Here is a 21178-nt window from a genome sequence, read left to right as displayed (position 1 = left end):
CGGCAGCAACGCGCAGGTGCCTGGCCGGAATGACCCGCTCAGGCGCCTGCGCTGGCCCGAACGTCTCGAAGCCGGGACGGATGCCGCCGGGCTCGTTCGGGCCTCCACGACCATGACGACAGGAATGAAGGTTTCTCACACATGCAGAAGATCCCCGACCTCGGAAAGAGCACAGTCGGCAAGCAGGACCCGTGGGGCAAGTTCCGAGGGCTCGCCTGGTGGCAGCTGGTGCTCTCGGTCGCTCCGATCTTCCTGCTGCCGATAGGTGGAGCGATAGGTGGGGCCGTCGGGGCAGCGGGCCTTTTCACCAACCTGTCCCTCGCCCGGAAGCAGTTCGGGACGCCGGTCAAGGTCCTGGCGATGCTGGGCGTGGTATTCGCCTCCTACCTGGGATATCTCCTCATCGCAGGTCTCCTCTACAACCTCATAAAGGGCTGACTTTCCAGCATCCTCGCCGACGTCAGGGCGGGCGGCCAGGCATGCGGTGGCGGCTTCGATGCCGTCAGCGGCACCGACAAGGCGAAGATCACCAAGGTTGTGGCGGCTCCCGCCACCGGCGGCGACGAGAGCGTGGCCTACAGCGCCGAGCAGGAGCAGGACGGCGTGAAGTCCTCGATCGAGGTGGTCCTCGTGCGCCAGGGGACCACCACCGCGACCTTCACCGCCCGCAGCGCGTCCGGAGCCGCCGAGCCGCCCGCCACGGTCGTCGCGGCACAGGTCAAGAGGCTTCGCTGAGCGCGGCCCGTACGCGGATACCGTCCCCGGCGCCCTGCTAGCCCGTGCCGGGGGTGAGCGCCGGGGAAATGGGCTGGTGTCACCTGATGAAGTGAAATCCCCCTTGTACCGCCGCCCCCGCGGGTAGGGCCCTGCTGATCTCGTGCGGGGGGCGGGAACCGCCGGTCCCCGTGTCCCTGAGCGAAAGGCCCGGGCCGTCGTGACGCAGCCGTTCCAACTGCCGGAGTTCTACGTGCCGTATCCGGCGCGACTCAACCCCCACCTGGAGGAGGCGAGGGTCCACACCAAGCAGTGGGCGCGCGGCTTCGGGATGCTGGAGGGTTCCGGGGTCTGGGAGGAGAAGGACCTCGACTCGCACGACTACGCCCTGCTGTGCGCGTACACCCACCCCGACTGCGACAGTGACGCGCTGGACCTGGTCACCGACTGGTACGTGTGGGTCTTCTTCTTCGACGACCACTTCCTGGAGATGTACAAGCGCTCCCAGGACCGCGAGGGCGCCAAGGCGTACCTCGACCGGCTCGCCGCCTTCATGCCGATGGATCTGGCCGCGGGCTTCCCCGAGGCCACCAACCCCGTCGAGGCGGGACTCGCGGACCTGTGGGCGCGGACCGTTCCGGCCATGTCGATGGACTGGCGGGAACGATTCTCTCTCTCGACGAAGAACCTGCTCGACGAGTCGATGTGGGAGCTCGCCAACATCAACATCGGGCGGGTGGCGAACCCCCTGGAGTACATCGAGATGCGCCGCAAGGTGGGCGGTGCCCCCTGGTCGGCCGGACTGATCGAGTACGTCTCCGCCGAGGTGCCCGCGCGCGTGGCGCACTCACGCCCCCTCGGTGTGCTGCGCGACGCCTTCGCCGACGCCGTGCACATCAGGAACGACATCTTCTCCTACGAACGCGAGGTCGCCGACGAGGGCGAGCTCTCCAACGCCGTCCTGGTCCTGGAGACCTTCCTCGGCTGCTCCACCCAGGAGGCCGCCGAGGCCTCCAACGACCTGCTCACCTCCCGCCTCCAGCAGTTCGAGCAGACCGCGCTCGCCGAACTCCCCCAGCTCTTCGCCGACCACGCCATGGACCCCGCCGAGATCGCGGCCGTCCTCGCCTACGCCAAGGGCCTGCAGGACTGGCAGTCGGGCGGCCACGAATGGCACATGGTCTCCAGCCGCTACATGAACAAGGAGGCCAGGGCCACCGCCCCGCTCACCCTGCCCTTCCTCCCCAGCGGGCTCGGCACCACCGCGCTCGACCTCGGTTCCCTGTTCACCCGGCGGTCGATGGAACTGCGCCGGCGCTCCTTCACCCACGTCCCCTTCGAACGCACCGGCCCGTCCGTGATCCCGGACATCCACATGCCGTTCCCGCTCTCCCTCAGCCCGCACCTCGGCTCCGCCCGCGAGGGATCGGTGGAGTGGGCGCGCCGGATGGGCCTGATCGACCCGCAGCCGGGCGATCCCGGCTCCACGATCTGGAACGAACAGAAGCTGCGCGGCTACGACTTCGCGCTCTGCTCGGCCGGCATCGACCCCGACGCCACGCCCGAGGCGCTGCTGCTCAACGCGTGCTGGCTGACCTGGGGGACGTACGGGGACGACTACTACCCGGTGGTGTTCGCCCAGTCGAGGAACCTCCCGGCCGCCAAGACGACGACGGCCCGGCTGGTCTCGATGATCCCGGTCGACCACGCCGAACAGCCGCTGCCGCTGACCGCGATGGAGCGCTCCCTCGCCGACCTGTGGGTGCGCACCAGCGAGGGCATGACCCCGGAGGTCCGTGCCGAGTTCCGGGCGACGCTGGTGAGCATGCTGGAGAGCTGGGTGTGGGAGATGGAGAACCAGATCCAGAACCGCATCCCCGACCCGGTGGACTACGCCGAGATGCGCCGCCACACCTTCGGCTCGCACCTGACGATGTACCTGTGCCGGCTCGGCCAGGCCGGCCGCGGCATCCCCGAGGAGATCTACCGCTCCGGGACGATCCGGTCGCTGGAGAACGCGGCGGCCGACACCGCCTGCCTGATCAACGACATCTTCTCCTACCAGAAGGAGGTGGAGGTCGAGGGCGAGGTCCACAACCACGTCCTCGTCACCCGGAACTTCTTCGACATCGGCTACGAGCAGGCCCTGCACATCTGCCACGACCTGATGACGCAGCGCACCGAGGAGTTCGAGCACATCGTCGCGTCGCAGCTGCCGTTGCTCTACGACGACTGGAAGCTGGACCGGGAGGCGCGCGCCGGGCTCGACGCGTACGTCGGGGAGCTCAAGGACTGGATGGCCGGGATCCTCAACTGGCACCGCAAGTGCCGCCGTTACCGCGAGGAGGACCTGCACCGGCCGGCCGACGGCCTGTCCACGGCCGTCCGGGGCCCCGGATTCGGCATGGCTGCGGCCCGGCTCCGTCTGCCCGCCTGATCCCCGCGGCCCGTCCCCGTCCCCGTCAGAACTCGTCCCCCGTGTGCGGGAGCGGCCCGGTCCTCAGGGCCGCGTCCAGGGCGGCCGCCGCGCCCGGGGTGTGTTCGGTCACCAGCCCGGCGGCCACCAGCTCCGCCGTCCTGGTCCCGCCCAGGTAGCAGGCGGCCAGCTCCCGTACGTCCAGGGTCAGGTCGGGGGCGGCGCGGGCGGGCTCGTACGTCGCCCCGCCCGGCCCGGCCTTGAGCCGGAACCGCCCGGCGTTCGCGGGCAGTCGTACGTCGGCCAGCTGCAGCACCAGTTCCACCGGTGCCGCCCACGACCGGGCCGTCAGCGCCGCGGCCACGTCGACCAGGCGCAGCCAGAGCGCCGGGAACTGGGCGGTGACCCTGACCTGGTCCCGGTCGGCGGCGAAGTGCAGCAGCGGGTCGTCGGCCGGTCGGCACCGGGCGCGGACGGTGCCGGTCAGGTCGAGGGAGGCCACGCAGTCCCACAGCGCGGCGGCGACGGCGGGCGTGTCGGCCTCCAGTTCGTCGACGCGGACCAGGCCCGGGGTGCGGACCGGGAAGGGGCCGGTGTCGTCCTGCGGCTTCGTGCGGTAGAGGACGTAGCCCGCCACCGGCTGTCCGGGCCGGCCGAGGGCGATGATCCGGGGCGGGCCCAACTCCTCGTCCTCCTCGTCCCGTTCGCACAGCCACTCCTGCTCCCAGCGTTCGGCGCCGCGGGTCGGCCGGCCGGCTCGCACGCGGCGGGCGGCCTCGTGGTACGGGGCGATCACGTCGAGGGCGTCGGCCGGGTCCACCAGGCGCAGCGGGCGCGGGTCGGGGTCGATCCGCAGGGCGAGCGGCCGACCGGAGTCGATCTCGATGGTGACGCCCTGGGTGGCCGGCCCGTAGCCGAAGCGGCCGTAGATGGCCGGTTCGGATGCCCACAGGGCGGCGACCGGGCTGCCCGCGGTCCCGGCCCGGCGCAGCCGCTCCTGCATCAGCGCGGTGAGGACGCCCCGGCGCCGGTGGGTGGGGGCGACGGACACGAAGGTGAGCCCGGGGCAGTGGAGGTCGGCGCCCGGGACCGAGAGGCGGAAGGCGTGGGCGGCCATGAAGCCGACGAGCGCCTCCCCGTCGTAGGCGCCGAGCCGGTCGCAGCCGCTCAGCAGGCGGTGGTGGCGTTCGCGTGCCTCTCGTTCCGGGCGGTCGTGGAAGACCAGGTACGCGAGCTCCTGGGCGCGGTCGATGTCGGCCTCGGGTACCTCGCGGATGTCCACCATGATCCGGAGACTAATCGGTCATCGCGGACCGGTCACCCCATAGTGGCTGGATCTGCCCGTTCAGGAGGGCGTGGGGCCGCTCCAGCCGGCCGGAACGTGCCCGAGACGGACCCGTTGGGGGTGGTCGCCGACCGGGACGGAGACCCGCTTGGCTCCGGTGGCGAAGTCGATGGCGGTGACCCGGTCGGCGCCGCTCTCGGAGATGACGCAGGCGGTGCCGTCGCCGTCGACCGTGGCCCAGTAGGGCTTGTCAGCCGGGACGAGCGGCCCCTGGGCGAGGGTGGCGCGGTCCACGACGGTCGCGTAGTCGTCCATGGTCCCGGCGACGCAGAGCTTCGTGCCGTCGGGGCTCATCGACAGGCCGTGGTGGCGGGAGTCGTTGACCCAGGTGGTGCGGTCGGTGCTGGTGGCGGGGTTGACGGGGAGTTCCTTGATCCGGGTGATCCGGTCGGTGGCCACGTCGTACTCGACGACGCCGTTGAAGAAGGACACCTGGAAGTAGATCTTCGACTCGTCGGGGCTGAAGGACATGGGCCGGACGGCGTCGGAGAGGTCGCGGCGGCCGAAGGCGTCGAGGCGTTCGCGCATGTCGATCACCCGGACGGTCCGGAAGGTCCGCGCGTCGACGACGGTGATCTTCCGGTCGCCCTTCGTCCAGTCCAGCCAGGGCGCGTCGAGGGCGGAGGTCACGTCGCCGATCGAGCTGTTCCACAGGTAACGGCCGTCCCGGCTGAAGGTGTTCTCGTGCGGCTTGTCGCCGGTGGCGAACGAGCCGGCCTCGCGGCCGGTGGCGATGTCGAGGACGTGCACGGTGTTGGCCGTGGACGCGGACACGGCGACGCGCGTGCCGTCGGGCGAGACCGCCATGTGGTCGGCGCGGTATCCGGCCACGGGGAAGCGCCAGTTGATCCGGCCGGTACGGACGTCGATGGAGACGACGTCGGCGAAGCTGGGGCGGGAGACCACGACCGCGGAGCCGTCCGGGGTGGTGTACATGTCGTCCGCGAACTGGTCGTGGCCCTCTCCGGCACCGGCCCGGATGCCGAGGAAGAAGGCGAGTTTGACGGGGTTGMGGTAGATCTCCCGCAGCCGCTCCTCCTTGTCGGGGATCACGTTGATCCGGCCGATCCGGGCGAGGTCGCCGGTCGAGGCGAGGGCGTCGGCGGTGCCGTCCCAGTTGTTCCCGACGAACAGCACCTCGCGCAGGGGTTCGGCGGGGGCCGCCGCCCGGCCGGGCGCGGCCAGGGCGGTGACGGCGGTGGCGGCGAGGAGGACCGCGGCCACGGGGTACCGGGTGCGCAGGCTTCGTAACATCCGTTCGACTCCATGAGGGGGGAAGGGGTGGAGCGGAGGGGTGGAGCAAAGAGGTGGGTGGGGCGGAAGGGCGGGGCGGACCGCTTGCTGTTACCGGCGGGTAAAATAGACGGAACGCCGAAAGGGCACAACCCCCGTGGGGTCGTGCCCTTTCGGCGTGTACGCGTGCGGCGCCCGGCGCTACGGCCGCTCAGCACCGCTTCAAGCGACGGAACCGATCCGGCTGACCACGGTCTGCGACGGGTCGTGGTGGATCGGGATGTGCGCGCCGGTGAGCGCCGCCCCGGTGCCGCCGCGGCGGTTCGCGACGATCTCGGCGGCGATGGACAGCGCGGTCTCCTCCGGGGAGCGGGCGCCGAGGTCCAGGCCGATCGGGGAGCGCAGGCGGGCCAGTTCGAGCTCGGTCACGCCGACCGCGCGGAGCCGCTCGTTGCGGTCCTCGTGGGTGCGGCGGGAGCCCATGGCGCCGACGTAGGCGACGGGAAGCTTCAGGGCCAGTTCGAGGAGCGGTACGTCGAACTTGGCGTCGTGGGTCAGCACGCACAGGACGGTCCGGCCGTCCACCTCGGTGCCCTCCAGGTAGCGGTGCGGCCAGTCGACCACGATCTCGTCCGCGTCGGGGAAACGATTCTTCGTGGCGAAGACGGGCCGGGCGTCGCACAGAGTGACGTGGTAGCCGAGGAACTTGCCGATCCGCACCAGGGCGGAGGCGAAGTCGATGGCACCGAAGACGATCATCCGCGGGGGCGGGACGCTGGACTCGACGAGCACCTTCAGCGGCTCTCCGCAGAGCCTGCCGTCGGCGCCGATCTCCAGGACGCCGGTCCGGCCGGCGTCGAGCATGGCGCGGGCCTCCCCGGCGATGGTGCGGTCGAGCAGGGGGTGTCCGCCGAAGCCCCCCTCGTAGGAGCCGTCGGCCTGGACGAGGAGCGCGCGGCCCATCAGCTCCGCGGGGCCTTCGGCGATGCGGGCCACGGCGGCCGTCTCCCCGTGCGCGGCGGCGGTCAGCGCACGGGCCAGCACCTCCCGCCCCGGGGAGCCCACGGGCACCGGGGTGACCAGGATGTCGATGATTCCGCCGCAGGTCAGGCCCACGGCGAAGGCATCGTCGTCGCTGTACCCGAAGCGGTCGAGGACGGTCTCGCCGTCTTCGAGCGCCTGGCGGCACAGCTCGTACACCGCGCCCTCCACGCATCCGCCGGAAACCGAACCGATGGCCGTGCCCTCGCCGTCCACGGCGAGTGCGGCTCCGGGCTGCCGCGGGGCGCTCCCGCCGACCGCCACGACCGTGGCGACGGCGAAGTCACGTCCCTGCTCGACCCACCGGTTGAGTTCTTCGGCGATGTCCAGCATGTGCGGCCTCCTCGGAGGGTTCGGGTTCCAGTATCGGATGCGTGGAGGGGTCAGGCACGGATCCCGTCCGGACCTACTTGACGCCGAGCCACGCCTCGATGGGGTGGAGGGCGAAGTAGACCAGGAAGATGCCGGTCAGGGCCCACATGAAGCCGCCGACCTCGCGCGCCTTGCCCTGCGCGGCCTTGATGGCCACGTAGGAGATGACACCGGCGGCGACACCGGCCGTGATCTGGTAGGTGAACGGCATGATCACGACGGTCAGGAAGACCGGGATCGCGGTCGCGCTGTCGGACCAGTCCACGTGGCGGGCGTTCTGCATCATCATCGCGCCGATGACCACCAGGGCGGCCGAGGCGACCTCACCCGGGACGATCTGGGTGATCGGGGTGAAGAAGAGGCAGGCGGCGAAGAAGAGGCCGGTGACGACGGAGGCGAGGCCGGTACGGGCACCCTCGCCGACGCCGGTGGCGGACTCGACGAACACGGTCTGGCCGGAGCCGCCCGCGATGCCACCGATGGCGCCACCGGCACCGTCGATGAACAGCGCCTTCGACAGGCCCGGCATGCGGCCCTGGTCGTCGGCCAGTTTGGCCTCGGTGCCGACGCCGATGATGGTGGCCATCGCGTCGAAGAAGCCGGCGAGCACGAGGGTGAAGACGATCATGCCGATCGTCATGACGCCGACGTCGCCCCAGCCGCCGAACTCGACCTTGCCGAACAGCGAGAAGTCGGGCATCGAGATCGCGGAGCCCGCGAGCTCCGGCGGACCGTTCTTCCAGGCCTTCGGGTCGATGTTCACGACGGCGTTGAGGATGGCCGCGAGGACGGTGCCGCCGACGATGCCGATGAGGATCGCGCCGCGGACCTTGCGGGCCTGCAGCATGAAGATGGCGAGCAGGGTCACGCAGAAGAGGAAGACGGGCCAGCCCGAGAGCTGACCGGTCGCACCCAGCTGCACGGGGGGCATGAACTCCCCGCCGTTGCCGACGAAACCGGCCTTGACGAGGCCGATCAGGGCGACGAAGAGGCCGATGCCCATGGTGATGGCGTGCTTGAGCGCGAGGGGGATCGCGTTCATGATCATCTCTCGGAGGCCGGTGACGACCAGGAGACAGATCACGACGCCGTACATCACGCACATGCCCATGGCCTGCGGCCAGGTCATCTGCGGGGCCACCTGCGAGGACAGGACGCCGGAGACGGACAGGCCGGCGGCCAGGGCCAGCGGGACCTTGCCGACGAAGCCCATGAGCAGGGTGGTCAGGGCGGCGGCGAAGGCCGTGGCCGTGATCAGGGCCTTCTGGCTCATGGTGTCTCCGGCGACGTCCTTGCCGGAGAGGATCAGCGGGTTGAGCAGGAGGATGTACGCCATCGCCATGAAGGTCGTGATACCGCCACGGACCTCGTTGCCGATGTTGGAGCCTCTGTGCGTTATGTGAAAGTACCGGTCGAGCCAAGAACGTCCGGCGGGGGCCAGAGAGCCGTCGCCGGCTTCCTCCGCACTGGTCTTGGGCTCCACGGATGACTGGGTCATGGTGCCTAACTCCCAAGGTTCAAAGGGGCACCCGCTTGAAGACTGGAGACGCGGGATTTGGGAAACTCCGTTTGGCTGCACGACCCGGGGTGACGGCCCGAGGCGACGCGAGAAGTGCACTGCGTGTACTGCGGGTAGTGCGGGGGTGACCGCTGGTACTACGTGGGGGTTTTCTGCAGGGGTACTGCCGGTTCGCGCCCCCCCCCCCCCCCCCACCTGCCGCCCTAGAGGGTCCCGGTGAGGGCTTCCGGACGGATCGGCGTCTTGTTGAGCTCCAGACCGGTCGCCTGCCGGATCGCCGCGAGGACGGCCGGGGTGGACGACAGGGTGGGGGCCTCGCCGAGACCGCGCAGGCCGTACGGCGCGTTCGGGTCGGCGAGCTCCAGGACGTCGACCGGGATGGCCGGGGTGTCGAGGATGGTCGGGATCAGGTAGTCCGTGAAGGAGGGGTTGCGCACCTTCGCGGTCTTCGGGTCCACGATGATCTCCTCCATGACCGCCACGCCGAGACCCTGGGTGGTACCACCCTGGATCTGGCCGACCACGGAGAGCATGTTCAGCGCCTTGCCGACGTCCTGGGCGGTGGCCAGCTCGACGACCTTGACCAGGCCGAGCTCGGTGTCCACCTCGACGACCGCGCGGTGCGCGGCGAAGGTGTACTGGACGTGGCCGTCGCCCTGACCGGTCCTGAGGTCGAAGGGCACGGTCGGCCGGTGCCGGAACTCCAGCTCCAGGTCGATCGCCTCGTCCTCCAGGATGTCGGCGATGTCCGCGAGGACCTCACCGCCGTCGGTGACGACCTTGCCGCCCTCCAGGAGCAGCTCCGCGTGGGCCCAGGCCGGGTGGTACGAGCCGTTCTTGCGGCGGCCCAGCTCCAGCAGCGCCTCGCGGACGTGCTCGCAGGTGTTCTTCACGGCGCCACCGGTCATGTACGTCTGCCGCGAGGCGGACGTGGAACCGGCGGAGCCGACCTGCGTGTCGGCCGGGTGGATGGTCACCTGCGTGACACCCAGCTCGGTACGGGCGATCTGCGCGTGGACGGTGACACCGCCCTGGCCGACCTCCGCCATGGCCGTGTGGACCATCGCGACGGGCTCGCCGTTGATGACCTCCAGCCGCACGCGGGCGGTGGAGTAGTCGTCGAAGCCCTCGGAGAAGCCGACGTTCTTGATGCCGACCGCGTAGCCGACACCGCGGACGACGCCCTCGCCGTGGGTGGTGTTGGAGAGACCGCCGGGCAGCGCGCGGACGTCCGCGCTCTCGCCGGCCGACTCCCACTGGCGCTCCGGCGGCAGCGGGCGGGCCTTGACGCGGCGCAGCAGCTCGGCGACGGGCGCCGGGGAGTCCACGACCTGGCCGGTGGGCATGATCGTGCCCATCTCCATGGCGTTGAGCTGGCGGAACTCGACCGGGTCCATGCCCAGCTTCGCCGCGAGCCTGTCCATCTGGGCCTCGTACGCGAAGCAGGCCTGGACGGCGCCGAAGCCGCGCATCGCGCCACAGGGCGGGTTGTTCGTGTAGAGCGCGATCGCCTCGATGTCGACGTCGTCGATGACGTACGGGCCGACGGAGAGGGAGGAGGCGTTGCCCACGACCGCCGGGGAGGCCGACGCGTACGCGCCGCCGTCCAGGACGATCTTGCACTTCATGTGCGTGAGCTTGCCGTCCTTGGTGGCGCCGTGCTCGTAGTAGAGCTTCGCCGGGTGACGGTGCACGTGGCCGAAGAAGGACTCGAACCGGTTGTAGACGATCTTGACCGGCTTGTTGGTGGCCAGCGCCAGCAGGCACGCGTGGATCTGCATCGAGATGTCCTCGCGGCCGCCGAAGGCACCGCCGACGCCCGAGAGCGTCATGCGGACCTTCTCCTCGGGGAGACCGAGGACGGGGGCGATCTGCTTGAGGTCCGAGTGCAGCCACTGGGTGGCGACGTAGAGGTCGACACCGCCGTCCTCGGCCGGCACGGCCAGACCGGACTCGGGGCCGAGGAAGGCCTGGTCCTGCATGCCGAAGGTGTACTCGCCCTCGACGATGACGTCGGCGCGCTTGCGGGCCTCTTCCACGTTGCCGCGGATGATCGGCTGGCGGTGCACGACGTTCGGGTGCGGGACGTGACCGGCGTGGTGGTCGTCGCGGCCCTCGTGGATCAGCGGGGCGTCGGCGGCGAGGGCGGAGGCCTCGTCCGTGACGAGCGGCAGCTCCTTGTAGTCGATCTTGATCTTGGCGGCCGCGCGGCGGGCGGTCTCCGGGTGGTCGGCGGCCACGAGGGCGACCGGCTCACCGTGGTGGCGCACCCGGCCGTGGGCGAGGACCGGGGTGTCCTGGATCTCCAGGCCGTAGTTCTTCATCTCGGCCGGCAGGTCGTCGTACGTCAGGACCGAGTAGACGCCGGGCATCGCCAGCGCCTCGGAGATGTCGATGGAGACGATCTCGGCGTGCGCGACGGTGCTGCGCAGGGTCTGGCCCCACAGCATGTCCTCGTGCCACATGTCCGAGGAGTACGCGAACTCACCGGTGACCTTGAGCGTGCCGTCGGGGCGCAGCGTGGACTCGCCGATGCCGCCCTTGGTGTGCTTCTGGGTGACGTTCGTCGGGGTACCGGACGGCGTGGTGCGGGTGTTGGCCATGATCAGAGCGCCTCTCCCTGACGGGCGGCCGCGAGGCGGACCGCGTCGAGGATCTTCTCGTAACCCGTGCAGCGGCAGAGGTTGCCGGACAGGGCCTCACGGATGTCCTGGTCGGACGGGTCGGCGTTGCGCTCCAGCAGCTCGTCGGCCTGGACCAGCAGGCCCGGGGTGCAGAAACCGCACTGGACGGCGCCGGCGTCGATGAACGCCTGCTGGATGGTGGAGAGCTCCACGCCCTCACCCGTCTGGGAGTCACCGGCCCGCGGGCGGAGCCCGCCGTCGGACCCGTGCGCGGACCAGCGCTTGGCCTCGTCGGTGGAGACGCCCTTGCCGCCGCAGCCACCGCCGGTGCCGCAGGCACCGCCGTGGCCGTGCTCGGCGCGCTGCTTGGCGAAGTCGGCCAGGCCCTCGACGGTCACGACGTCGCGGCCCTCGACCTGACCGGCCGCGACCAGACAGGAACAGACCGGCACGCCGTCCAGGCGGACGGTGCAGGAACCGCACTCGCCCTGCTCGCAGGCGTTCTTCGAACCGGGCAGGCCCAGGCGCTCACGCAGCACGTAGAGGAGGGACTCGCCCTCCCACACGTCGTCGGCTTCCTGCTGACGACCGTTGACAGTGAAATTGACGCGCATGGTTACGCAGCCCCTTCGAGCGGGCGGCCGTTGGTGCCGCGGTACTGCTCCCACGTCCAGACGAGCTGGCGGCGAGCCAGGATGCCGACCGCGTGGCGGCGGTACTTCGCCGTGCCGCGGACGTCGTCGATCGGGTTGCACGCGCCGGAGGCGAGCTCACCGAACTGCTTGGCGATCGACGGGGTGATGACCTTGCCGTTGTCCCAGAAGCCGCCCTCTTCGAGCGCGGCGTTCAGGAACTCCTCGGCGGCCTTCGCCCGGATCGGGGTCGGGGCGGCGGAGGCGATGCCCGTACGCACGGTGCGGGTGTCGGAGTGCAGGGCCAGGCCGAAGCCGCAGACCGCGATGACCATCGCGTTGCGGGTGCCGACCTTGGAGTACTGCTGCGGGCCCGTGGCGTTCTTGATGTGGACCGACTTGATGAGCTCGTCGGCGGCGAGCGCGTTGCGCTTGACGCCGGTGTAGAACTCGTCGATCGGGATCAGGCGGGAACCGCGTACCGACTCGACCTCGACGTGGCAGTCGGCGGCGAGCAGCGCGGGGTGGGAGTCACCGGCGGGCGAGGCGCAACCGAGGTTGCCGCCGACACCGCCGCGGTTGCGGATCTGGGGGGACGCGACCGTGTGCGAGGCGAGCGCGAGACCCGGCAGCGTTCCGCGCAGGTTCTCCATGATCTGGGTGTACGGGACGGAGGCTCCGAGCTTGGTGACCTCCTCGCCGACCTCCCACTCCCGCAGCAGTTCGATGCGGTTGAGGTCCAGGAGGTATTCCGGGCGACGGTGATCGAAGTTGATCTCGACCATGATGTCGGTGCCACCCGCGATGGGCACAGCTGTCGGGTACTCGGCCTTGGCGGCGAGCGCCTCCTCCCAGCTGGCGGGGCGAAGGAAGTCCATGTGCGGCTCTCTTCATTCTCAATCGGGGTCGTTCATTTCAAGCCAGGAGACCGGTGGCCCTCGACTGGTCGTTCACGTGCCGTTAACGCGGTGTGTAGTCAGTACACAAGCCGCGCGTCCCCCGGGTGCAGTCACCGAAACCATGAAGGAGTTGGCTGACGGCCTCCCTCGTCTTGTAGATTCGTATGAAAGGCAGGATGCGACGACCTGCCCGATTTCCAACGGCAACATTCGAGACAGATCGGCGGCGACATCATGCGGCTGCGCGCACTGCTGGAAACCGAGGCGCTGGGGCTGCGGCTGCTGGGCGGCGAGGAAGAACTCGACCGGACGGTCCGCGGGGTCATGACGACAGACCTGAGGGATCCCAGCCGATACCTATCCGGGGGCGAACTCGTCCTCACCGGCCTGGCCTGGCGAAGAAATTCAGCCGACTCCGAGCCGTTCGTACGAATCCTCGCGAGCGCCGGGGTCGCGGGCCTCGCGGCCGGCGAGGCGGAACTGGGAGACATCCCGGACGATCTCGTTTCAGCCTGTCGGCGCAACCGGCTCCCGCTCTTCGCGGTCAATGAGGACGTTGCATTCGCCACCATCACGGAGTACGTGGTGCGGCAGGTCTCCGGGGAGCGCGCGGGCGATCTCGCGGCCGTCGTGGACCGCCACCGGCGCCTGATGACATCCGGTCCCGCGGGCGGCGGACCCGATGTGGTGCTGGATCTGCTCACCACGGACCTCGATCTCCGGGCCTGGGTGCTCTCGCCCACCGGCAGGCAGATCGCCGGGGCCGGGGAACCCCTGGCTCCGGGCATCTGCGCGACGCTGGCGAGCGAGCACCTCGCGGCGGTCCGGACCGGCCGCAGGGGCCCGCACCGGATGTCCGTCCAGGGTATTACCTACTCCCTGTTCCCGATCAGGGGACACGGGCGCGGACCGGCGGGTCCCGCCTCCCGGGACGTGCGCGAGAGCGTGCTCTCGGACTGGCTGCTGGCCGTCGAGGCCGACGCGGGCGACTGGCCCGCAGAGCGCCTGGACCTGCTGCAGGGCGTCACCCAGCTGATCGCCGTAGAGCGGGACCGCCGTGACGGCGCCCGCACGGTGCGCCGCCGGCTCGCACAGGAAGTCCTCGAACTGGTCCAGACGGGTGCCCCGCCCGCCGAGATCGCCGCCCGCCTGCGGGTGGCCGCGCCCGTGCTGCTGCCCGGCCTGGGCGCCGCCCCGCACTGGCAGGTCGTCGTGGCCCGGGTGGACTGGGACGGCGGGGACATCCCCGGCGGCCCGGTGGCCCAGTCGCTGCTGGAGGAGATCCTGGTCGACCCGTCGATGTCCGGGCCGGAGCCCTCCGACCGGATCGCGGTCGCCCACTCGGGTGACGAGGCCATCGCCCTGGTGCCCCTGCCCGCCCTCCCCGGCGACTCCGGCGAGGAGAAGGGGCCCGACTCCGCGCTCCACGCCGACGCACTGCTGGCGACCGTACGCGAGCCCCTGGCGGCCGGTCTGGCCGACGACGGGCGGCTCACCCTCGGCGTCAGCGCGGCCGTGCACTCCGCCGAGGGGCTGCGCGGGGCGCTTGAGGAGGCCCGGCACGCCCGCCGGGTCGCCGCGGCCCGGCCCGGCCGGGTCTGCGCCGCCGGCCACCACGAGCTCGCCTCGCACGTGCTGCTGCTGCCGTTCGTCCCGGACGACGTGCGCCGCGCCTTCACGGCCCGGCTGCTGGACCCGCTGCGCGACTACGACCGCCGCCACCGCGCGGAGCTCGTCCCGACCCTGGAGGCCTTCCTCGACTGCGACGGCTCCTGGACCCGCTGCGCGACCCGGTTGCACCTGCACGTCAACACGCTGCGTTACCGGGTCGGGCGAATCGAGCAGCTGACTGCGCGCGACCTTTCCCGGCTGGAGGACAAGCTCGACTTCTTCCTCGCCCTGCGGATGAGCTGATTCCGCAGGCCGCCGCCCTCCTGAGCAGGGCGGCGGCCGAGGGGGCGGCGTGAGACGGCTGACGAGCCGTCCGGACTTTGTGAAAGAGTTCACCCGACCCCTTGGCCGAGGCAGCCGATCCGTGCTCTCATTTCGCCCCAGGGCTCAACGACGTGCTGCTTGGTTGCTTCGGGGAGGGCAATGTGGCGGATACCGCCATGTCCGGTGCGGGATCAACCGGGGGCGACGACCCCCTCCAGCGGGCGATATGGCGGCTGCGCTCGCGCGGCTGTTGGACCGACGCGGCGGCCCTGCTGACGCCRCACGCGAGCGAGGCCCGGGCGGCGGTGCAGCGCACCGCGCTCCTGGTGGAACGCTGCCTGTTCACCGGTCAGGGCTGGGCCGAGGCGGAGGACGCCCTGCGGGTGGCCGAAGCCGTGGCCCGGGACGACGACGAACGCGGCGCCGCCGCCTGCGAACGGGGCCAACTGGCCTACGCCGCCACGGTGCTCGGCGTCCGGGACCGGGCCGACGAGGCCCGCTCGGCGCTCGGCCGCGCGGCGGCCCTGCTCGCGCCCACCTCGCGCACCCGGCCGCTGCTGGACTTCCGGCGGGGACTGGTGGCTGAGCACCTGGCCGACGCCCCGCAGGCGGCCCGGCCGGCGTACCACCGGGCCCACGCGGGGGCGGAGGCGCACGGGGACACCCTGCTGCTGTCGTTCACGTGGCGGCACCTGGCCGCGCTGGCCCTGCGCGACGGCGAGATGGCCGAGGCGCGCAAGGGTTTCGCGGAGTCCCTGCGCATCCGGGAGGACCTGGGGTTCCTGGTCGGCACCGCCCCGGCACTGGCGGCGCTGGCCGAGGCGGAGCCGGAGCCGGAGGCCGCCCGGCTGCGCGCGGAGGCCCGCCGCCTGTTCCACCTGCTGGGCGGCATCCCCACCTGGCTCGCGGACCAGCTGGCCCCGTCCCCGGCCTGACCCGGCCGGAGCCCCCGGTTCAGCCGGCGGATCCCGCGAAGTGCTCCCGTACGAGCGACTCCACCACCGGGAGGTCCTGGGCGATCAGGGCCTCCAGGAGGGCCGAGTGCTCCGCCGCGTCGGCGACGAGGTCGGCGCGGCGCACCCGCGGGGCGCCCGGCAGGGGCCACTGCGCCCGGCGGTGGAGCTCCTCCGCGATCCGTACCAGCTGGGTGTTCTCCGCCAGGGAGAGCACCGCCCGGTGGAAGGCCCGGTCGGCGTCCGCGTACCCCGGCAGGTCGCCCGCGGCGGCCGCCTCCGCGGTGGCGAGGGCCGCCGGACGCAGGGCCTCCCAGGTGGCGGCGGGCACGGTGCGGGCCAGCCGGAGCATCACGGGCACTTCGAGCAGGGCGCGGACCTCGGCCAGTTCGGCCAGCGCGCGCGGGGTGCCGGACAGCACCCGGAAGCCCCGGTTGGGCAGGCACTCCACCGCGCCTTCCAGCGCCAGCTGCTGCATCGCCTCGCGCACGGGGGTCGCGGAGACCCCGAAGCGCTCGCCGAGCGCGGGGCCCGAGTAGATCTGCCCGGGTGCCAGCTCCCCGTCGACGAGGGCCGCGCGCAGCGCGTCCAGGATCTGCCCGCGCACCGAATGGCGCAGCACCTTCTGCGCGGGCACCAGTGGCTCCTCGGACACCGGGGCGTGGGCCGCTTCGTGCACTCGGTCCTCCTCCAGGTCTCGACCGGTACCGAGGATAGGTGAATTCCCCCGGTACGACGGGGGGTGCCGTGGACGTCCGGAAGACGAAGATCGGGTAAGGTTAGGCTTACCTTCCAACGATCGTGTGATTCGGTGATGCGTCATGACCGGCCCGGCTGCCGACGTCCTGCTCCCGTCCGCACCCGCCCCGGCCGGCTCTCCGGTGGCGGCGGCGTACGGGCGCCTGACCGCTGCCTACCCGGGCCTGCGCATCGACGAGCGCGGCGCGCACGAACCCCTCCCCCGCAGCGGGGGATGGGTCGGCGCGGACGAGCTCGCGGCCGGTGGCGCGGCCCTCGACGACCACCTCTCCTGGGACGCGGACCAGGTGCTGCGGGACTACGGCCACCCGGCGCGGCCCGACGTGGTGGCCGGCTTCGGCCTCCACCGCTACGCCTGGCCGGCCTGCCTGCTGATCACCGTCCCCTGGTTCCTGGAGCGCCGGGTGCCCCGGCTGCCGGTGGACCGGGTGGCCTTCCACCGGACGGAGGGCCGGATGTCCGTACGCGTCGGGGAGTTCGCCTGCCTGCCCGGCGATCCGGCGGCCGGCCTCCCCGGGGCCCGGACCGTCCMCGACGAGGAGGCACTGCGCGAAGAGGTGCGGGCGGCGGTGGCCCAGCACCTCGGACCGCTGCTGGAAGGTTTCGGCCCCCGCCTGCGGCGCGGCCCGCGGGCCCGGTGGGCGCTGGCCACCGACGAGGTCGTCGAGGGCCTCTGGTACCTCGGGAGCCTGCTCGGCGAGGAACGGCGGGCCGTCGCCGAACTGCGGCGGCTGCTGCCCGGCGGGCCCGCCCCGTACACGGGAGGCGCGGACTTCCGCATCCTGACGGGCCCCGGCGGCGAGGAGCTGACCACCCGCGACCGGGCCGGCTGCTGCTTCTTCTACACGATCCGCCCCGAGGACACCTGCACGACCTGCCCACGCACCTGCGACACGGACCGCGTCAGCCGGCTCGCGGCGGTGGCCGCAGCCGACTGAACCCACCCCCAAGGATGAAGCTGATTCGAACACAACTCGGTTGACCCAGACCCCAGTTCGAGCCACAACACCCTATCCGACGGGCCCCACCCCCCGTTGGCGTCCTCTTGCCCCGAAACCCGCGTGCACCACGGACCTGCTGCGCCACTATGGCGCCCGGAAAGCCGCATACGCGAGGCAAGGGACAACCGCATGAGACTGACCGACATATCGCTGGACTGGCTGCTGCCCGGCAGTCTGTTGATCCTGGGCGTACTTGCGGCAGTGGCGGTGCTGGCCCGGGGCAAGCGGGAGAGCGAGAAGGCCGCGGCCGACGACAGCTGGGAACGCAGCGAGGAGCGCAGGCGCCGCAAGGAGGCCGTCTACGGAACCGCTTCCTACGTCCTGCTCTTCTGCTGCGCGGCGGTGGCCGCCGCGCTCTCCTTCCACGGACTGGTCGGCTTCGGCCGGCAGAACCTCAACCTCTCCGGGGGCTGGGAGTACCTGGTTCCCTTCGGCCTCGACGGCGCCGCCATGTTCTGCTCGGTGCTCGCCGTCCGCGAAGCCAGCCACGGTGACGCGGCCCTCGGCTCGCGCATGCTGGTCTGGCTGTTCGCGGGCGCGGCCGCCTGGTTCAACTGGGTCCACGCGCCCAGGGGTTCGGGCCACGACGGGGCCCCGCAGTTCTTCGCCGGGATGTCGCTCTCGGCGGCCGTGCTCTTCGACCGCGCCCTCAAGCAGACCCGCCGCGCGGCACTGCGCGAACAGGGGCTGATCCCGCGCCCGTTGCCGCAGATCCGGATGGTCCGCTGGCTGCGGGCCCCGCGGGAGACCTTCGGCGCCTGGTCGCTGATGCTGCTGGAGGGCGTACGCACCCTCGACGAGGCCGTGGACGAGGTGCGCGAGGACAAGAAGGAGAAGGAGAACGACCGGCACCGCAGGCGGGAGCAGCACCGCCTGGACCGCGCCCACATCAAGGCGCTGGGCCGGCAGAACAGGGCGTTCGGGCGGGCCCGCGCGCGTCAGGTCGACATGCCGGGGCTGGCCCCCGGATCGGGCTCCGCGCCGGTCGGCGCGGAGCCGGCCATATCGGAAGCGGGACAGCTGCCCCTGCGCCGAAGGCCCTCCCTGCAGGCCGTGAACGCGAACGGAAGCGAATCACCTGACCCGTCCGCTCCCCGGACCGTCGACCTCACGGCCGAGGACGACACCCAGACCCTCCCCCGGCTCGACTCACTGGAGCGCAAACTGAAGGATCTTGAACAGCAGTTCGGATGAGCCGGACCGCACACGTGTCGGCGGGGCGCGTCGCGCCCCGCTGTCGCGCGTCCGGACCCGGCGGACACCGGGAATCCGGCCCGCGGCTCAGGCCTGGGCGGGCGCCTCCAGTTCGAACCAGACCACCTTGCCGCGCCCCGGTGCGAGCGGATCCACGCCCCAGGCATCGGCCAGCGCCTGCACCAGGACCAGCCCCCGGCCGTGCGTACCGTCGTCGGCGGACGTTACGTACGGAGTGGGGCGGCGGGCGTTGAAATCGCGCACCTCCACCCGGAGGCGGGCCGCGACGAGGGTCACGGACACCTCGGCACCCTGCTCGGTGTGCACCAGGGCATTGGTGACCAGCTCGGTGACCAGCAGTTCCGCCACGTCGGAGGTCTCGGCGCGACAGCGGTGCCGCACCAGCTCCCGCAGGGCCCCGCGGACTTCGCCGACCGCCTTCAGATCGGCCCGGCGCACGCTGCGTCTGATCTCGGTCGCACCCGCCCTCGCCGCCCCGTCCCCGACGGACGGCTCGCGCGCCACCGGGCCCCCTCTTCTCCACTGCTTCCCGGTATTCGCCCCCACCCGCACGGCGATGCCCCTCCCGCTTTCCCCACGTGCTCGAACAGGCCTGCGGAATGCATGCCCCCCGGGGCAGTCCGCACTCCTGCGCCCTCGGGGGCGGGGCACGTCGCGCAGGCTGGATCGAGCCATCTGGATCATCCGGCCCACCCCGCCGTCCACCCCGATCTTGCTGGCGGATAGTGCGAATCCGGTCACCCTTTCGGCGCTGATCTTAGGGGGAACGGACAGCGCGTCGGGGTCGGTCACCCCGTCCACCAGAGCGGGTCCCCGGTGCTGGAAAGCATCCCTCAAAGCCGCTGTGAGCTGCTTGGGATTCTCCGCGCGAACCCCGAACGCGCCGGCCGCGCGGGCGGGGGCGGCGAAATCCGGGTTCCGGTTCGTGGTTCCGTAAAGAAGGAAGGCCGGAAACCGGCATTTCCAACTCGGCCATTCCGAGCGATGAGTTGTCGAACAGGACCACTTTGACGGGCAGGTCGTACTGCACGAGGGTGAGGAAATCTCCCATCGGCATGGAGAAACCACCGTCACCCGACATCGACACCACTTGACGGCCCCGGTCGGTGAACTGTGCGCCGATGGCCTGCGGGAGGGCATTGGCCGTGGAACCGTGGCTGAAGGAACCGATGATGCGCCGCTCGCCGTTCGGGGAAAGATAGCGCGCCGCCCACACGTTGCACATGCCCGTTCCGTCCTCTCACGCCTCCCAGACCGCGGCGGCCGTCCGGTCGTCGGCGTACCCCTTGAGGCGGAGCTGGGTGTCCGCGAGGAAGGCCGCGAGGCCCGGCGGTTCGGCCTGCGACCAGCGGGCGGAGAGCTCGTCGGGGAGCAGGTCCTCCTCGCGCATCGGGTCCGCGAGGCCGCCGGAGCAGAGCAGCAGGGTGTCGCCCGGACGGGCCACTGCGGCCCGGAACCGGAAGGCTCCGGCCGTGGGCCCGTCCGCCTCCAGGTCCTGCCAGCGGCCCGCGCGCAGCCGGAAGAGCCCGCCCGCTCCGGCGCCGAAGCAGACCCGGTTCCGGCACTCGGGGTCCAGGGGCAGCAGCAGTCCGCGCAGTCCGGCGGTGTACGCCTCCTCGGCGAGACCCAGCTCGGCGGCACGGGCCCGCAGGCGGCCGTAGCCCCGGTCGGTGAGGCGCTGCAGGCCCGAGAGCAGGGCCTCGCGGCGGCCGGCCCGGATGTCGTCGGCGAGCCGCTCCCGGCTGCGGCCGACGGCCGCGGCGACGGAGTGGCCCAGCTCGGCGGCGGCCTCCCGGGCTCCGGGCGCGGCCCGGTCCCCGCCGGCCAGCACCACCAGGACCAGGCCGTCGTCACCGCCTCCGAAGCGGGCGGTGAGCAGGAGGTCCCGGCGGGCCTCGCCCCGGAACCGGGCGGAGTCCCCGCGCAGGGAGGCGGCGCGCAGGGTGTACGTGCCGTAGCGGGCCCCCTCCAGGACGGTGTCGGGGGTGAGGAAGTCCAGCGCGGCCGGGTCGGCGGCGGGGAGGGCGCCGGGCTCGGCGGCGTAGGTGGGGGCGCGGTCCCCGAGGTGCCGGACCGCCGGGCGCGGGCCGTACGGCGGGGACTCCGGCGTGTCCGGCGTGTCCGGCGTGTCCGGCGTGTCCGGTGCGTCCGGTGCGTCCGGTGCGTCCGGTGCGTCCGACGTCTCCGAGACCGCCGCCCGCGCCGGCTCGGCCGTCCCGGGCGGCGGGGGCCACCGCCAGGCCGGCGGGGCGCCGCCGCCGTCCTCGACGGGCGGCACCACCACGTCCCCCCGCACGTAACCGGTCTCCCCGGCCACCCGCGGATCCGGCGGACCGGGCCGGAACGGGGCTTCCCGCCCCGGCGGTTCCGGCGCCGGCGGCCCGGCAGCCGGGGGCTCCCCCGGTACGGGGCGGGCCGGCATCCCGGGGCCGTCCGAGGGCGGCTGTCCGGCCGGGCCCCCGCCGTACGGTCCGGACGGCGGAGGCGGCCCCTCGGACGCCGCGTCCCGGGGCACACCGG

At 72.0% G+C, this 21178-nt stretch carries 17 protein-coding genes and 1 pseudogene; 7 read left to right on the top strand and 11 right to left on the bottom strand.

Features of this window, described 5'->3' with window-relative positions; genetic code table 11:
* Positions 1 to 141: 141 nt before the first annotated feature.
* The 3 genes from AB4039_RS33050 (at position 142) to AB4039_RS33040 (ending at position 3151) form a co-directional block, all read left to right on the top strand.
* Entirely contained in the window at positions 142 to 438 is a 297-nt protein-coding gene (locus tag AB4039_RS33050; protein ID WP_442272509.1) for a hypothetical protein, read from the top strand.
* A gap of 99 nt (positions 439 to 537) precedes the next feature.
* Entirely contained in the window at positions 538 to 735 is a 198-nt protein-coding gene (locus AB4039_RS33045) for a hypothetical protein (protein ID WP_442272508.1), read from the top strand.
* Between the two features lie 199 nt (positions 736 to 934).
* On the top strand, positions 935 to 3151 hold the full coding sequence (locus AB4039_RS33040; protein ID WP_266843373.1) for a terpene synthase family protein: 2217 nt from the start codon (positions 935 to 937) through the stop codon (positions 3149 to 3151).
* A gap of 25 nt (positions 3152 to 3176) precedes the next feature.
* Here the strand turns inward: AB4039_RS33040 and AB4039_RS33035 are convergent, their stop codons facing one another.
* The 7 genes from AB4039_RS33035 to AB4039_RS33005 all read right to left on the bottom strand — a co-directional run bounded on the left by AB4039_RS33035 (position 3177) and on the right by AB4039_RS33005 (position 12774).
* Complete coding sequence (locus AB4039_RS33035; RefSeq protein WP_442272507.1) at positions 3177 to 4415, bottom strand: GNAT family N-acetyltransferase; 1239 nt, start codon at positions 4413 to 4415, stop codon at positions 3177 to 3179.
* A 60-nt stretch (positions 4416 to 4475) separates the two neighbouring features.
* Entirely contained in the window at positions 4476 to 5729 is a 1254-nt protein-coding gene (locus AB4039_RS33030; protein WP_442272506.1) for a YncE family protein, read from the bottom strand.
* Positions 5730 to 5930: 201 nt separating this feature from the next.
* Positions 5931 to 7082: an XdhC family protein gene (locus tag AB4039_RS33025; protein WP_442272505.1), complete on the bottom strand. Its 1152-nt coding sequence runs from the start codon at positions 7080 to 7082 to the stop codon at positions 5931 to 5933.
* A gap of 73 nt (positions 7083 to 7155) precedes the next feature.
* Positions 7156 to 8619 (bottom strand): NCS2 family permease, encoded by a 1464-nt coding sequence (locus tag AB4039_RS33020; protein WP_266843369.1) that lies wholly within the window; start codon positions 8617 to 8619, stop codon positions 7156 to 7158.
* A gap of 224 nt (positions 8620 to 8843) precedes the next feature.
* The gene (pucD, locus tag AB4039_RS33015) at positions 8844 to 11243 is read right to left on the bottom strand and encodes a xanthine dehydrogenase subunit D (RefSeq protein WP_266843368.1); all 2400 of its coding nucleotides are present in this window, start codon (positions 11241 to 11243) and stop codon (positions 8844 to 8846) included.
* Between the two features lie 2 nt (positions 11244 to 11245).
* Entirely contained in the window at positions 11246 to 11878 is a 633-nt protein-coding gene (locus AB4039_RS33010) for a (2Fe-2S)-binding protein (RefSeq protein ID WP_266843367.1), read from the bottom strand.
* Between the two features lie 2 nt (positions 11879 to 11880).
* Positions 11881 to 12774, bottom strand: coding sequence for an FAD binding domain-containing protein (locus AB4039_RS33005; protein ID WP_266843366.1), 894 nt, complete (start codon positions 12772 to 12774; stop codon positions 11881 to 11883).
* Positions 12775 to 13029: 255 nt separating this feature from the next.
* Here AB4039_RS33005 and AB4039_RS33000 point away from each other — a divergent pair, with 255 nt between their 5' ends.
* Positions 13030 to 14709 (top strand): PucR family transcriptional regulator, encoded by a 1680-nt coding sequence (locus tag AB4039_RS33000; protein ID WP_266843364.1) that lies wholly within the window; start codon positions 13030 to 13032, stop codon positions 14707 to 14709.
* Between the two features lie 182 nt (positions 14710 to 14891).
* Complete coding sequence (locus tag AB4039_RS32995) at positions 14892 to 15665, top strand: hypothetical protein (RefSeq protein WP_442272504.1); 774 nt, start codon at positions 14892 to 14894, stop codon at positions 15663 to 15665.
* Positions 15666 to 15684: 19 nt separating this feature from the next.
* On the opposite strand, the gene AB4039_RS32990 is transcribed toward AB4039_RS32995, so the two are convergent.
* The gene (locus AB4039_RS32990; RefSeq protein WP_371676063.1) at positions 15685 to 16362 is read right to left on the bottom strand and encodes a GntR family transcriptional regulator; all 678 of its coding nucleotides are present in this window, start codon (positions 16360 to 16362) and stop codon (positions 15685 to 15687) included.
* 142 nt (positions 16363 to 16504) lie between these two features.
* Between AB4039_RS32990 and AB4039_RS32985 the strand changes: the two genes are divergently transcribed.
* Complete coding sequence (locus AB4039_RS32985; RefSeq protein ID WP_442272503.1) at positions 16505 to 17380, top strand: (2Fe-2S)-binding protein; 876 nt, start codon at positions 16505 to 16507, stop codon at positions 17378 to 17380.
* A 192-nt stretch (positions 17381 to 17572) separates the two neighbouring features.
* Entirely contained in the window at positions 17573 to 18637 is a 1065-nt protein-coding gene (locus AB4039_RS32980) for a DUF2637 domain-containing protein (RefSeq protein ID WP_266843361.1), read from the top strand.
* 87 nt (positions 18638 to 18724) lie between these two features.
* Here AB4039_RS32980 and AB4039_RS32975 read toward each other — a convergent pair whose 3' ends face one another.
* From AB4039_RS32975 to AB4039_RS32965, 3 genes and pseudogenes are all read right to left on the bottom strand, one after another.
* Positions 18725 to 19162 (bottom strand): ATP-binding protein, encoded by a 438-nt coding sequence (locus AB4039_RS32975; RefSeq protein WP_266844119.1) that lies wholly within the window; start codon positions 19160 to 19162, stop codon positions 18725 to 18727.
* 135 nt (positions 19163 to 19297) lie between these two features.
* Positions 19298 to 19889: pseudogene (locus tag AB4039_RS32970) on the bottom strand (thiamine pyrophosphate-dependent enzyme); the annotation flags it as partial.
* A 9-nt stretch (positions 19890 to 19898) separates the two neighbouring features.
* Positions 19899 to 20975 (bottom strand): protein phosphatase 2C domain-containing protein, encoded by a 1077-nt coding sequence (locus AB4039_RS32965; protein ID WP_442272502.1) that lies wholly within the window; start codon positions 20973 to 20975, stop codon positions 19899 to 19901.
* Between the last annotated feature and the right edge of the window lie 203 nt (positions 20976 to 21178).

This window comes from Streptomyces sp. M-16 (genome assembly GCF_052114405.1).
In the GTDB taxonomy this organism is placed as follows: domain Bacteria; phylum Actinomycetota; class Actinomycetes; order Streptomycetales; family Streptomycetaceae; genus Streptomyces.
This window is presented reverse-complemented; position numbering and strand designations above follow the sequence as displayed.

Coding starts and splice junctions, on each gene's coding strand:
- AB4039_RS33050 (WP_442272509.1), top strand. CDS start 142: ATGCAGAAGATCCCCGACCTCGGAAAGAGCACAGTCGGCAAGCAGGAC.
- AB4039_RS33035 (WP_442272507.1), bottom strand. CDS start 4,415: ATGGTGGACATCCGCGAGGTACCCGAGGCCGACATCGACCGCGCCCAG.
- AB4039_RS33025 (WP_442272505.1), bottom strand. CDS start 7,082: ATGCTGGACATCGCCGAAGAACTCAACCGGTGGGTCGAGCAGGGACGT.
- AB4039_RS33020 (WP_266843369.1), bottom strand. CDS start 8,619: ATGACCCAGTCATCCGTGGAGCCCAAGACCAGTGCGGAGGAAGCCGGC.
- pucD (WP_266843368.1), bottom strand. CDS start 11,243: ATGGCCAACACCCGCACCACGCCGTCCGGTACCCCGACGAACGTCACC.
- AB4039_RS33010 (WP_266843367.1), bottom strand. CDS start 11,878: ATGCGCGTCAATTTCACTGTCAACGGTCGTCAGCAGGAAGCCGACGAC.
- AB4039_RS33005 (WP_266843366.1), bottom strand. CDS start 12,774: ATGGACTTCCTTCGCCCCGCCAGCTGGGAGGAGGCGCTCGCCGCCAAG.
- AB4039_RS33000 (WP_266843364.1), top strand. CDS start 13,030: ATGCGGCTGCGCGCACTGCTGGAAACCGAGGCGCTGGGGCTGCGGCTG.
- AB4039_RS32980 (WP_266843361.1), top strand. CDS start 17,573: ATGAGACTGACCGACATATCGCTGGACTGGCTGCTGCCCGGCAGTCTG.